The sequence below is a fragment of the Nonomuraea sp. NBC_00507 genome (assembly GCF_036013525.1).
Taxonomy (GTDB): Bacteria; Actinomycetota; Actinomycetes; order Streptosporangiales; family Streptosporangiaceae; genus Nonomuraea.
Window position 1 is genome coordinate 8127801 of the sequence record NZ_CP107853.1, and the last position, 12091, is coordinate 8139891.

The following is a 12091-nucleotide window of genomic DNA, read 5'->3' on the forward strand; positions in this document are numbered from 1 at the left end:
GGCGCGCACGCCTGCCCCCTGGGGAGCGGCAGCTCCTCAGGACATCGTCTCCAGTTCGGCACGCGTCAGCTTGATGGTGTTCTCCGGCAGCGGCGCGGGGTTGCTGGAAGCGTCCAGCGGATACTTCGCCTGGACGGGGTTGAGCAGCGCGGCCGGAGAGTCGGGGAAGGTTTCCAGGAACAGGATGTAGCCGCTGTCCTGCTTCAACGGCGTGGTGTGCTCCTCGGCGTAGGTCACGCCCTCGAAGACGCCCCCCAGCTCCTTGACCTCGATGGACTGCCCCACCTGAGCCTGGCCTTTGAAGACCTTCAGCACTTGGGCGGTGGAGACGGTGATGATCGTCGGCGGGCCCTCGGGCTGAGCCGCCGCCGCGGGCGGGGCACCCGCCTGGGGATTCAGCTTCGGATCCGTCACGGCCGGATCAGGCGCCGCCACCTGTCGGAGATAACGCGGCGCCCCGACGATGCGGGCCTCGACGACCAGGGTCGCCTTGTCGAAGAGCGCGTCCGCGCTCTCGTAGTGGGGATAGTCGGCGCGATAGAGAACGGGCTCGGCCTGAGCCGAGCACGCGGTCACGACCACCGCAGCGCAGACGAGCGCGCCAAGACGCCTCAACACGGCACGGCCTCCTTTAGTAGTAGGAGTTGACGTCGGCGACATCATGCGACTGGGGTCTCGTCATCGTATTACGGTTCCGGCTCGTGTTCATGATCGACGTGAGCGAGTTGTGCGCGAGATTCAACGCGTGCCCGAACTCGTGAACGAGCGTGCTCGTGACGAAATTCGCGAAGTTCGACGCGTCCCTGTTGATCGTCCGGGAGTTCAGCCGGATGTACATGCAGGAGCCCCCGCACCGCTGGTAGTACCCATACCAGGTGTCGCTGTACGAGCTCGCCGTGATCGTCGAACCCGATAACGTGCTCTTGTAGAAATTGGCCGGGCTGGCGGTCGCGTTCCAATTCGACAGCGCCGCGTTCATCGGCGTCTGCCAGGTGCTGTTATAGCTGTAGGGGTAGATGGCGATGCTGGCGATGTCCTGGCCGGTGCCGTTCCAGTGGGCGAATGCCGGATTGGCACCCGTCACCCCCACCAGCATGACGGCGAGGACCGCGAATAACCCTCGTCGTGCGTTTCGCTTTAACGCTCCCGAATGCATGTCGAGACGTCACTCCTTGCGCCCTGGGGGTGGCATGCATGAAAACAAAACGGGCCTGACAACCGAGATGACGCTCAAGGCCCGGGTCGTGAAGGGGGAGGTCGGAAAAACTCTGTGAAGCGTTTCGACGGAGTATGAACGGCACATGATCAACCTGTCAAGGGGAATCTGATCGAGCGGACACCCCCACAAAAAAAAGCGCGCCCGCACGGCACCAGGCCGTGCGGGCGCGCGAGACGACTCACGTGGCCGGCGTGAGAACCTTCTCCTCCGGCTCCTCGGTCGCAGGCGCGGCCGGCGTGCGCCGCATCCGCTCCTTCGTCCGCTCCACCACCGTGTACAGCGTCGGCACCAGGACCAGGGTCAGCAGCGTCGAGGAGATCAGCCCGCCGATCACCACGATCGCCAGCGGCTGCGAGATGAACCCGCCCGACCCGGTCACGCCCAGCGCCATCGGCGTCAGCGCGCAGATCGTGGCCACCGCCGTCATCAGGATCGGCCGCAACCGCCGCCGGCCGCCCTCGATCACCGCCTCGACCACGCCCATGCCCTGCTCGCGATACTGGTTGATCAGGTCGATCAGCACGATCGCGTTCGTCACCACGATCCCGATCAGCATCAGCATGCCGATCAGCGCCGGCACGCCCAGCGCCGTGTCGGTGGCCACCAGCAGCCCGACCGCGCCCGTCGCCGCGAACGGGATCGACACCAGCAGGATCACCGGCTGGATGAAGCTGCGGAACGTCGCCACCATGATCATGAACACGATCGCGATCGCCGCCAGCATCGCCAGCCCCAGATCGGCGAACGCGTCCGCCTGATCGGCCGACGCGCCGCCCATCTCATAGGAGGCGCCCGAGCCCAGCTGCAGCCCGTCCAGCGTCGTCGTCAGCGTCTGCGTCACCGCGCCCAGGTTCCCGGCGTCGGCGACCTTGGCCGAGACCGTGGCCGAACGCTCACCGTCGATCCTGGTCACCTGTGTCGGACCGGCCACCTCCTTGACGTCGGCCACCGTCGACAGCTTCACCGTCCCGGCCGCCGTGGCCAGCTCCAGATCCTCGACCGCCTCGACGTCCTCCGGCGCGTCCGCGCCCCGCAGCACCAGATCGCTGGCACGGCCGTCCAGCGTGATCTGACCCAGCGGCGCGCCGCGGAACGCCTGCGCCACCGCCTGCCCGATCTGCGCCTCCGACAGGCCGCGCTCGGCGGCCTCCTCACGGTCGACCACGACCTCGACCCGCGGCGCGCCGGCCTCCAGGTTCGACGACACGTCCCGCAGCCCGGACACCTCGCCCATCGCCCGCGTGACCTCGTCACTCGCCGTACGCAACGTCTCGATGTCGGGCGCGCGCACGATCACGCTGACCGTGTCGGAGTTGAACCCGCCGCCGCCCCCGCCCACGGTCACCTCACCGACGCCGGACAGGCCCGCGATCTTGTCGCGCAGCTCCTGCTCGACCTTCGGCGTGTCGGCGCCGTCCTTGAGGGTGACCGAGTACGAGGCCGAGTCCGCGCTGCTGCCGCCCCCGCCGAAACCGCCGCCGCCGAAGCCGCCGCCGCTCCCGCCGACGTTCACCTGGTAGGTCTCTACCGCCTCCACGTCCGCCAGCACGTCCTCGACCTGCTGGGCGGCCTTGTCGGTGGTGGCCAGGTCCGTGCCGACCGGCATCCGCTGCGACAACGAGATCGTGTTCTGCCCCGAGGAGTCCAGGAAGTTCGTCCGCAGGCCGCCGGCCAGCCCCATCGTGCCGACGAACACCGCCACCCCGATGAGCACCGTCACCAGCTTGAACCGGGTGGCGAACCGCAACACCGGCAGATAGGCCCGCTGCAACGGCGAGCGCAGCTCCTTGGCCTCGGCCTCCTCCCGCTGCTTGCGCGCCTGCTCGGGCGTCAGCTCCGGCGTCTTGAGGAACCAGTACGCCAGCACCGGCACCACCGTCAGCGACACCACCAGCGAGGCCAGCAACGCCACCGCCACCGTGATCGAGAACGGGCCGAACAGCTCGCCCACCATGCCGCCCACAATCGCGATCGGCGCGAACACCGCCACCGTCGTCAGCGTCGAAGCCGTCACCGCGCCCGACACCTCACGCACCGCCGTCAAGATCGCCTGTAGTCGTGCCTCGCCGTAGCCGAGATGCCGCTTGATGTTCTCCAGGACCACGATCGAGTCGTCCACGACCCGGCCCACCGCGATCGTCAGCGCGCCCAGCGTCAGCATGTTCAGCGAATAGTCGCCCGCCCACAACACGATCAGCGCGATCACCACCGACAGCGGAATCGACACCGCCGTCACCAGCGTCGAGCGCACCGACAGCAGGAACACCAAGATGACCAGCACCGCGAACGCCAGACCCAGCAGGCCCTCGGTGGTCAGGCTCTCGATCGACTGCTCCACATACGGCGCCTGGTCGAACACCACCGACACCTGCGTGTCGGAGCTGTCGCCCAGCGCCCGGGTCAGCTCCGGCAGCTTCTCCCGGATCTCGTGCGAGATCGTCACCGCGTTGCCGTCCGGCATCATCGTCACCGACACGCCCAGGCTCGACGTGCCGTCCGTACGGGTGATCGTCGTCGCGTCGGCCAGCCCCCGCTTGATCTCCGCGACGTCGCCCAGTTTGACCGGCTTGAGCGGCTTGGGCTTCGCCACCTGCTGCGGCAATCCGCCCTGACCCTGCGCCTGGCCCTGCTGAGGTTGCCCCTGCTGGGGCTGGCCCTGCTGAGGTTGCCCCTGCTGGGGCTGGCCCTGCTGAGGTTGCCCCTGCTGGGGCTGGCCCTGCTGAGGCTGGCCCTGGGCCGGCGTCTGCTGAGACTGGGCGGGCGTCAGGTAGAGGCCCTTCAGCTTCTCCACCGAGTCGACCCGCACACCCACCTGCACCGTCAGCGTCTTGCCCGCGTCGGTCAGCGTGCCCGCCGGGATCGGAGTGCCATTCGCCTTCAGCACGTCGGGGATCTGCGCCGCCGACACACCCTTGTCCTTCATCTTGTCGGCGTCCGGCTCGATCGTCACCACCTCGTCACGGGTACCGGTGACCGCCGCCTCCCGCACGCCCGCCACGCCCTGCAACTCCGGCACCATGATCCGGCGCAGCTTGTCGGCCATCGCCCGCGAGTCGCCGCCGTCGCCCACCGCCAGCACCAGCACCGGCAGGTCGTCGGTGTTGCCCGCCGTCACCTGCGGCTCCACCCCGTCGGGCAGCGTCACCCTGCTGACGGCCTGCTGCATCTTGTTCAGCGACGACTCCACGTCGGTGCCGTAGGCGAAGGCGACCTGGATCGACGCCATGCCCTCCCGGGAGGTGGAGGTCATCTGCTCCATCCCCTCCAGCCCCTGGAAGGAGTCCTCGATCGGCTTGGTGACCTGCTCCTCCACGATCTCGGGCGACGCGCCGGGATACGGCGCCACCACGAAAGCGCCCGGGAACGACAACGACGGAAGCAACTGCTGCTTCAACTGCGGAATCGTGAACACGCCGAACGCGCTCACCACCAACGCCACCAAGACGACAAGAGTCCGATTGACCAGGCTCAACCTGGCGAAAGCGGTCATAGGGGCTCCCCCTCCAGAGTTTCGCCCCAGACTAACACTTCGCCTCGTACGAATATTTAGATCAACCGAGCATTCCTGATAACCTTCTCAGGAACGAGAGGGCGGCAGTGAACGACGAACGCGAAGACCTGATCCGGCGGATCACCGAAACACAACGTGACCTGGGACGACTGTTCGCCCAGCAGCGATCGTCGCTCTTCGACTCCAACCTCACCATGCGCCAGTTCAGGGTCATCATGCTGCTGTCCGCCGAAGGCTCCGCCTCCGGCCAGGAACTCGCCGCCGGCCTCGGCGTCGGCCTCGGCACCGTCACCGGCATCGTCGACCGGCTCATCGCCCAAGGCCTCGTCAGCCGCCGCGAAGACCCCCACGACCGCCGCGTCCGCCGCGTCGAGCTCACCACCGCCGGCGCCAGCCTCATCGCCGACATCAACGACACCGGCGCCGGCCAGCTGCGCCGCATCATAGAGCACCTCGACACCGAGACCCTGCGCAACCTCGACCAGGCCACCCGCGCCATCCGGGCCGTCGCCGACAAACTCGACAGCGAGCCGGACCAGTGACCCCTCTCCGTCGCTGCGACGGTTTTGGGAGAGCGTGGTCAACGACTCAGCCCGCCGCCTTTACATTGTAGATTTCTGAGCCAGGCGGGACAGGACGCCCGGCAGCTCGCCCTCATAGGCCACCGTCAGCCGCCGCGTCGCCCGCGTCACCGCCACGTACAGGTCCCGCCCGCCCATCGGCGACTGCGCCAGGATCCCCGCCGGGTCCACCACCACCACCGCGTCGAACTCCAGCCCCTTGGCCTGCTCCACCGTCAGCACCGCCACCAGCGCGTCCAGGCCCCCGCCCGGCCACAGCCGCGCCGCCTCCTCATGGACCGCGTCGGAGGTCACCACGCCCACCCGGCCCTCGCCGATCGCGGCCAGCTCCTCCTTCACCAGGGCCGGCAGGCCCGAGACCGGCACCCGCACCGCCCGCGGCCGCGCCCCGCCGGACCGCACCGACTCCGGCGGCTCCTGCCCCGGATCGAAGGCCCGCAGCACCTGCGCCGCAACCTCCATGATCTCCGACGGCGTGCGGTAGTTGACCTTCAGGTGCTCCACCCGCCACCGGCCCTCCAGGTAGGGGTCCAGCACCTCCGCCCACGAGCGCGCCCCCGCAGCCGACCCCGTCTGCGCGAGGTCGCCCACCACCGTCAGCGACCTGGCCGGCACCCGCCGCATCACCATCCGCCAGGCCATCGCCGACAACTCCTGCGCCTCGTCCACGATCACGTGCCCATAGGCCCACGAGCGGTCGGCCGCCGCCCGATCGGCCGTGGTCAGCTCCGCCCCGTCGTCGGCATGCCGCTCGGCCAGCACGTCGGCCCGCTCGAAGATGCCCTCCTCCAGCACGCCCGTGGTGTGCAGCACCTCATCGGCGTACAGCAGCCGCTCGGCCTGCTCCTCCTCCTCCCGCCTGGCCGCCACCCGCCGCGCCGAGTCGTCCTCGCCCAGCAGCTCGGCCACCTCGTCCAGCAACGGCACGTCCCCGGCCGTCCACGGCGCGCCGACCGGCCGCACCAGCGTCCGCCAGTCCAGGCCCGGCGGCGCCACCGACCACAGCGTCTCCGGCGAGCACAGCAGCTCGCCGATCAGCCGCTGCGGCGTCAGCTCCGGCCACAGGTCGTCGACCGCGCGCCGCACCTGCGGCTCCTGCCACAGCCGCCGCGAGGCCAGGTCCAGATCCACCTCGTCCAGATCGCCCTCCAGATCGAGGGGCTCGGCCAGCTCCTCCATCTCCGGATCGCCGTTGGCCAGCTCCTCCAGGTGCAGCGACTCCTCCAACGCCCGCGCCTCGGCCCTGGCCAGCTCCTTGAGCATCTCCGTTACGTACAGCTTGCGCGCCATGTTGTGCGGCAGCCGCACCGCCCGCGCCCGATGGCGCAGCCGCACGCACACCGCGTGCGGCACCCGCAGCGCCAGCCCGTCCAGCTCCACCACCAGATCACCCTCCGGCACCCGCTGGCGCAGCTCCAGCGCCCGCGCCACCACCCCGGCCATCCGCACGTCGCCCTTGACCACCGCCGCGGCCGGGCCGTCGGCCGCCACCGCCCGCACCCCCGGGAACATCTCCCCGACCGTCGTCATCACCACCTGCGTCTCCCCCAGCGCCGGCAGCACCTGCCCGATGTAGCGCAGGAACATCGGGTTGGGGCCCACCACCAGCACGCCGCGCCGCTCCAGCGTGTCGCGGTGGGTGTAGAGCAGGAACGCCGCCCGGTGCAGCGCCGCCACCGTCTTGCCGGTGCCCGGGCCGCCCTGCACCACCAGCGCGCCCTGCCACGAGGCGCGGATCACCCGGTCCTGCTCGGTCTGGATGGTGGCCACCACGTCGCCCATCCGGCCCGTCCGCCCCCGGCGCAGCGCCGCCAGCAGCGCCGCCTCGCCCACCAGCGTGCGCCGCTCCCCCTCGCTCATCCCCTCCAGGTCGAACACCTCATCGTCGATGCCGACCACCACCCGGTCCTTCAGATGCAGGTGCCTGCGCCGCACCAGCCCCTGCGGATCGGTGGCCGTGGCCACGTAGAACGGCCGCGCCGCCGGCGCCCGCCAGTCGATCAGCACCGACTCGTGCCGCTCGTCACGCAGCCCGATCCTGCCGATGTAGACGCTGCCGCCCGAACCGTCGTCGATGCGGCCGAAACACAGGCCACGCTCGACCGCGTTCAGCTGCGCCAGCCTGCGCGCCTGCTCCGAGGCCAGCGCCTCGCGCTCGACCATCGCCTGGCGGGTGCCGCCGCCCCTGCCGTACACCTCGCGCAGCGCCGCCTGCGCCCGCTGCCTGGTGACGTCGAGCAGCCCGTACAGCCACGACACACGCCGCTGCTCGGTGTCAAGAGCTTCCGCGCGACCATCTTGACGATTAGCCATTCGGTGGTATACTCCTAACCGGAGGATTGTGGAGCTCGTGCCCAATGTGGGCATTGGAGCATACTCCCCACCCGCGCCCGCGCGCAAACCTCGCCACGCGCCCACTCGGCCACGCGCCCCTTCCAGAGGCGACAGCGCGGCTGCCTTAGGCCTCCGGAGCGGGAGGGGCCGTGGAGCGACGAGGCACCAGAGTCGGCGTCACCGAGAAACGCACCGACGACGTCCGGCCCTCGATGCGTTCCAGCAGCAGCCGCCCCGCCGTCCGCCCCATGACCGCCCCGTCCTGATCCACACTCGTCAGCGAGATGGTCGACACCGCCGCCAGCCGCGTGTTGTCGTAACCGGCCAGCGACACATCCGCCGGCACCGACAACCCCGCCTCGTGCAACGCCCGCAGCGCCCCCAACGCCGCCAGGTCCATCCCCGCGAAGATCGCCGTCGGGCGCGGGGAACGGCCGAGCAGCTCACGCGCCCCCTCATAACCGCCCTCCTCGGTATAGGAGGTCAGCGCCATCGCGATCTCAGCGTCCAGCCCGTGCTCACGCATCACCCGCTCGTACGTCGCCGCCCTGATCGACTCCAACTCCACCCGGCCACGCCCCCGGGCGGCGGGCTTGTTCCCGATGTGCGCGATCCGCCGGTGCCCCAGCCCGATCAGATGCCGCACGACCAGCTCCGCGCCCAGCTCGTCATCGTCGTAGACCGCGTCGTACACCGCCGACTTCTCATGCGGGCCCAGCACCACCATCGGCATCTGCGCGGCCACCGCCTCCAGCCGCGCCCGCCCCACCCCCGGCGCGATCATGAGGATGCCGTCCACCTGCCGGTCCACCAGAGCCTCGATCGCCCGCGTCTCCCCCTGCGTCCCCGGCCCGCCCTGCACCATGATCGCCTGATAGTCGGTGCCCGCGAGCTGCTCCGACAACCCATCCAGAATGTCGGGGAAGAACGGGTTACGCAGATCCGGCAGCAGCACCCCGATCGTGAACGTGCGACCCCGCATCGCCCGCGCCGCCGCCTGCGGCCGGTAACCGAGCTCCTCGATCGCGGCCTTGACCCGGTCGCGCATGGCCGGGCTGACCCCATAGGCGCTGCGCAGCACCTTCGACACCGCCGTCGTGGACACCCCGGCGTGGCGCGCCACATCGGCGATCGTCACCCGCCGCGGCCGCTCGCGCGTGGCCATCCCCCCGCCTCTCCCTCGGACGTGCCGATTGTACGAGCGCCCGCCCGGCCCGCGGGACAGCGCACCACCACCCGGCACACCCCGCGCAGCCCCGGGGGCACGCAGGGGTGCTAGCTTCTCCGATCGTGTCCGACTACCTGCGGGAGCTGTTCTCCCTCCATGGCCGCCGCGCCCTCGTCACCGGCGGCAGTTCCGGCATCGGCTACGCCATGGCCGAGGCGATCGGCCGGGCCGGCGCCGAGGTCGTGCTGGTCGCCCGCAGAGCACACGAACTCGACCAGGCCGCCGCCCGGCTGCGCGACCACGGCGTCAGCGCCACCCGCATCAGCGCCGACCTCGGCGAGCGCGACGACGTCCGGCGGGTCTGCGACACCGCCGGCGACATCGACATCCTCGTCAACGACGCCGCCAACAACATCCGCAAGCCGATGGCCGAGCTCACCGCCGACGACTACGAGCAGACCATCGCCGTCAACCTCACCGCCCCCTACCTCCTCGGCCAGCACTTCGGGCCGGCGATGGCCGAACGCGGCTGGGGCCGCATCATCAACGTCGGCTCCCAGCAGACGATCAGCGCCTTCGGCGACAGCGGCGTCTACGGCGCCGCCAAGGCCGCCCTCGCCGGCCTGACCCGCTCCCAGGCCGAGGCGTGGTCGGCAAGCGGCGTCTGCGTCAACACGATCATCCCCGGATTCGTGCTCACCCCGCTGACCGAGCCCGCCCAGGCCATCCCCGGCCGCGTCGAAGCCCTCGCCGCCCGCCACATGGTCGGCCGCAACGGCGTGCCGCAGGACTTCGCCGGAGCGGCGGTGTTCCTCGCCGGCGAGGCCAGCGCTTTCGTCACCGGCCAGATGCTCTTCGTCGACGGCGGCTTCTCCGTGCACTAGACCCGGCGCCTTTACAATGTAGATCACTTGCGGCGGATCTGCCGCACTCCCACCCCCTCACGCCAGGTGTCCAGGACGAGCTCGTCCGCCTCGACCCTGGTCCACACGACCTCCGTCAGCTCGATCCTGAACAGGTGCGAACCCGGCTCCGGCGTCTCGAACGACGCCGGCACGTCCGCGCGGGCGATCTCCACCGCCCGGCCGGCCAGTTTGATGTCGCCCTCCCACGTCGAAGGATCGGAGCCCTCCGGGTCGCGGGAGGTGACGTGCAGCGCCATCCGCGGATCGCGCCGCAGGTCGGCCGCCTTGACCGCGCCCGACATCGACCCCGTCCACAGCTCGCCGTCCTTGAAGCTCGTCTCGATGCCGCTGACCCGCGGCGATCCGTCCTTGCGCAGCGTCGCCAGCACCTTGTGCCGGTAACCGTCCATCAGCCTGCGCGCCACCGCCGCCAGTTCCGGCGCCTGCCGCTCGAACTCCTGCCATGAAGCCATGCCTCCATCATGGCCGCCGCCGGCCCGCGCATCACCATTCGTCCGCAACCTCGGCGGGCTCGTCATCAGGGGTTTGCGCAGGTCAGCTCCTTGTAGCGGCATAGTCGCGGTGGAAGACTGGATCTAACGGAAGGGGGAGTCATGATCGAGGTCAAGAGCATCGACAAGCCCGACGAACGCCGCGACTTCCCGCGGGGGCACCTGGAAGTGTGCAACCTCAGCGGGCTCACCTTCGGGGTGGCCACGTTCGACCCCGGCTGGCGCTGGTCGGAGTCGGTCAAACCGATCGTGGGCACGGACTCCTGCGAGGTCCACCACAACGGGTTCGTGGTCCAGGGACGGCTGCGCATCCGGATGAACGACGGCGGCGAAGCCGAGATCGGCCCGGGAGAGGTGTTCGTCTGCTCGCCGGGACACGACGCCTGGGTGGTGGGCGACGAGCAGTGCGTCGTCTACGACTTCGCGGGCGGCATGTCCGACTACGCCAAGCGGCCGGCGACCGCCTAGCCCACCAGCACTACGCGAAGCCGGGGTCGGGCTCCCAGAGGCTGATCTGGGTCCCCTGGTCGTCGGTGCAGGAGCAACCGCGGCCCGACTTGCTCGCGAACACCTCGCCGGTGCTGCCGCCCAGCTTGCGCACCTGCTCGACGGCCGCGTCGATGTCGCTTACGTGGTAGTAGAGGTTCGGCTGCGTGGACGGCCCGCCGCTGACGAAGCCCATCGGCACGGCCGTGTTGGTGACGTGCAGGTACGTCTCGTGCTCGCGGGTGAACTCCCAGCCGAACAAGGGCCCGTAGAAGGCGGCCGCCCGGTCCAGGTCCGGCACGGACAGCGTGTAGTAGCCGAGCTCGACATTCATGTACGAACCTCCGCAATAATTGTCGCTATCGTTAAGCATCAACAGCCTAACGGAAGCAGGCAAATATTAACAACGACGTTAACGATCTGGACGCCACCCTGGCGGCGCTCGCCGACCCGACCCGGCGCAAGGTGATCGACCTGCTGCGCGAGGGCCCGCGCCCGGCCGGCGAGCTGGCCCAGGCCGTCCAGATGAGCGCACCCGCCCTCAGCAGGCACCTGCGCGTGCTGAGGGCCGGCGGGCTCGTGCAGGCCGAGACCGGCGGGACGGACGCCAGGCTGCGCCTCTACACGCTGCGCCCCGAGCCGTTCGCGGCACTGCAGGCGTGGCTGGACCAGGTGCAGGCGTTCTGGGCCGAGCAACTGGGCTCGTTCAAGGAACATGTCGAACGCGCACGGAAGGACACCCCGTGAACACGGTCCGTGCCGGCGTCACCGTCCCGGTCGACCCGGCGACCGCGTTCCGGATCTTCACCGACGAGATCGACAGCTGGTACGTCCGCGGCCGCCACAGCTGGGTCGACCCCGCCCGCGCGGTCGGCATCCGGTTCGAGGACGGCTATCTGCGCGAGCTGTGGTCCGACGGCGGCCACGTCGACACCGGCAAGATCCTCGCCTGGGAGCCGCCGCACCGCCTCGTCTGGGCCGACCTGATCAACGAGACCGGCCGGATGGAGATCGAAGTGGCCTTCAGCCCGGTCGACGGCGGCACCGAGGTCGTGCTGGAGCACCGCGGACTCGACACGCTGCCGCCCGACGTGGCCGGGCGGATCCGGCGCGGCTACTCCTGGAACATCGTCCTGCGCTGGTACGCCGACCAGTGGGTGGGCTAGCGGCGGCCGTATTTCTTGTGCACGGCCTGCTTGCTCACGCCGACCGCGTCGGCGATCTGCGCCCACGCCAGCCCCGCCACGCGGGCCCGCCGCACCTGGACCGCCTCCAGGCGCTCGATCTCGCGGCGCAGCGCGGTCGTGGCCTGCAGCGCCAGCAGCGGATCATCGTCCTGCGCCTGCCGCATCAAGGTCGCCAGGTCGTTCGTCAT

Annotated in this window: 13 protein-coding genes; 5 read left to right on the forward strand and 8 right to left on the reverse strand. The window is 70.0% G+C overall.

What is annotated here, in order from left to right; all coding sequences use genetic code 11:
* Positions 1 to 36 precede the first annotated feature (36 nt).
* The 3 genes from OHA25_RS39240 to OHA25_RS39250 form a co-directional block, all read right to left on the reverse strand.
* On the reverse strand, positions 37 to 618 hold the full coding sequence (locus OHA25_RS39240) for a hypothetical protein (protein ID WP_327581969.1): 582 nt from the start codon (positions 616 to 618) through the stop codon (positions 37 to 39).
* 13 nt (positions 619 to 631) lie between these two features.
* On the reverse strand, positions 632 to 1084 hold the full coding sequence (locus OHA25_RS39245; protein ID WP_327581970.1) for a hypothetical protein: 453 nt from the start codon (positions 1082 to 1084) through the stop codon (positions 632 to 634).
* Between the two features lie 313 nt (positions 1085 to 1397).
* Positions 1398 to 4709, reverse strand: coding sequence for an efflux RND transporter permease subunit (locus OHA25_RS39250; protein ID WP_327581971.1), 3312 nt, complete (start codon positions 4707 to 4709; stop codon positions 1398 to 1400).
* Positions 4710 to 4816: 107 nt separating this feature from the next.
* Between OHA25_RS39250 and OHA25_RS39255 the strand changes: the two genes are divergently transcribed.
* Positions 4817 to 5272: a MarR family winged helix-turn-helix transcriptional regulator gene (locus tag OHA25_RS39255; RefSeq protein WP_327581972.1), complete on the forward strand. Its 456-nt coding sequence runs from the start codon at positions 4817 to 4819 to the stop codon at positions 5270 to 5272.
* Positions 5273 to 5332: 60 nt separating this feature from the next.
* Here the strand turns inward: OHA25_RS39255 and OHA25_RS39260 are convergent, their stop codons facing one another.
* Positions 5333 to 7624: a HelD family protein gene (locus OHA25_RS39260; protein ID WP_327581973.1), complete on the reverse strand. Its 2292-nt coding sequence runs from the start codon at positions 7622 to 7624 to the stop codon at positions 5333 to 5335.
* Positions 7625 to 7769: 145 nt separating this feature from the next.
* Positions 7770 to 8810, reverse strand: a complete 1041-nt coding sequence (locus OHA25_RS39265) for a LacI family DNA-binding transcriptional regulator (protein WP_327581974.1) — start codon at positions 8808 to 8810, stop codon at positions 7770 to 7772.
* A gap of 125 nt (positions 8811 to 8935) precedes the next feature.
* On the opposite strand from OHA25_RS39265, the gene OHA25_RS39270 reads away from it, so the two are divergent.
* Positions 8936 to 9697, forward strand: coding sequence for an SDR family NAD(P)-dependent oxidoreductase (locus tag OHA25_RS39270; protein ID WP_327581975.1), 762 nt, complete (start codon positions 8936 to 8938; stop codon positions 9695 to 9697).
* A gap of 23 nt (positions 9698 to 9720) precedes the next feature.
* On the opposite strand, the gene OHA25_RS39275 is transcribed toward OHA25_RS39270, so the two are convergent.
* Entirely contained in the window at positions 9721 to 10191 is a 471-nt protein-coding gene (locus OHA25_RS39275; RefSeq protein WP_327581976.1) for a pyridoxamine 5'-phosphate oxidase family protein, read from the reverse strand.
* A 141-nt stretch (positions 10192 to 10332) separates the two neighbouring features.
* On the opposite strand from OHA25_RS39275, the gene OHA25_RS39280 reads away from it, so the two are divergent.
* Complete coding sequence (locus tag OHA25_RS39280; protein ID WP_327581977.1) at positions 10333 to 10698, forward strand: cupin domain-containing protein; 366 nt, start codon at positions 10333 to 10335, stop codon at positions 10696 to 10698.
* 10 nt (positions 10699 to 10708) lie between these two features.
* On the opposite strand, the gene OHA25_RS39285 is transcribed toward OHA25_RS39280, so the two are convergent.
* Positions 10709 to 11050, reverse strand: a complete 342-nt coding sequence (locus OHA25_RS39285; RefSeq protein ID WP_327581978.1) for a VOC family protein — start codon at positions 11048 to 11050, stop codon at positions 10709 to 10711.
* A 98-nt stretch (positions 11051 to 11148) separates the two neighbouring features.
* Here OHA25_RS39285 and OHA25_RS39290 point away from each other — a divergent pair, with 98 nt between their 5' ends.
* Complete coding sequence (locus OHA25_RS39290) at positions 11149 to 11463, forward strand: ArsR/SmtB family transcription factor (protein WP_327591108.1); 315 nt, start codon at positions 11149 to 11151, stop codon at positions 11461 to 11463.
* On the forward strand, positions 11460 to 11882 hold the full coding sequence (locus OHA25_RS39295) for an SRPBCC domain-containing protein (protein WP_327581979.1): 423 nt from the start codon (positions 11460 to 11462) through the stop codon (positions 11880 to 11882). The genes OHA25_RS39290 and OHA25_RS39295 overlap by 4 nt, the downstream gene beginning before the upstream one ends.
* Here the strand turns inward: OHA25_RS39295 and OHA25_RS39300 are convergent.
* Positions 11879 to 12091, reverse strand: coding sequence for a hypothetical protein (locus OHA25_RS39300; protein ID WP_305918797.1), 213 nt, complete (start codon positions 12089 to 12091; stop codon positions 11879 to 11881). The two genes, OHA25_RS39295 and OHA25_RS39300, sit on opposite strands and share 4 nt — an antisense overlap.

Coding starts and splice junctions, on each gene's coding strand:
- OHA25_RS39250 (WP_327581971.1), bottom strand. CDS start 4,709: ATGACCGCTTTCGCCAGGTTGAGCCTGGTCAATCGGACTCTTGTCGTC.
- OHA25_RS39260 (WP_327581973.1), bottom strand. CDS start 7,624: ATGGCTAATCGTCAAGATGGTCGCGCGGAAGCTCTTGACACCGAGCAG.
- OHA25_RS39265 (WP_327581974.1), bottom strand. CDS start 8,810: ATGGCCACGCGCGAGCGGCCGCGGCGGGTGACGATCGCCGATGTGGCG.
- OHA25_RS39275 (WP_327581976.1), bottom strand. CDS start 10,191: ATGGCTTCATGGCAGGAGTTCGAGCGGCAGGCGCCGGAACTGGCGGCG.
- OHA25_RS39280 (WP_327581977.1), top strand. CDS start 10,333: ATGATCGAGGTCAAGAGCATCGACAAGCCCGACGAACGCCGCGACTTC.
- OHA25_RS39285 (WP_327581978.1), bottom strand. CDS start 11,050: ATGAATGTCGAGCTCGGCTACTACACGCTGTCCGTGCCGGACCTGGAC.
- OHA25_RS39300 (WP_305918797.1), bottom strand. CDS start 12,091: ATGACGAACGACCTGGCGACCTTGATGCGGCAGGCGCAGGACGATGAT.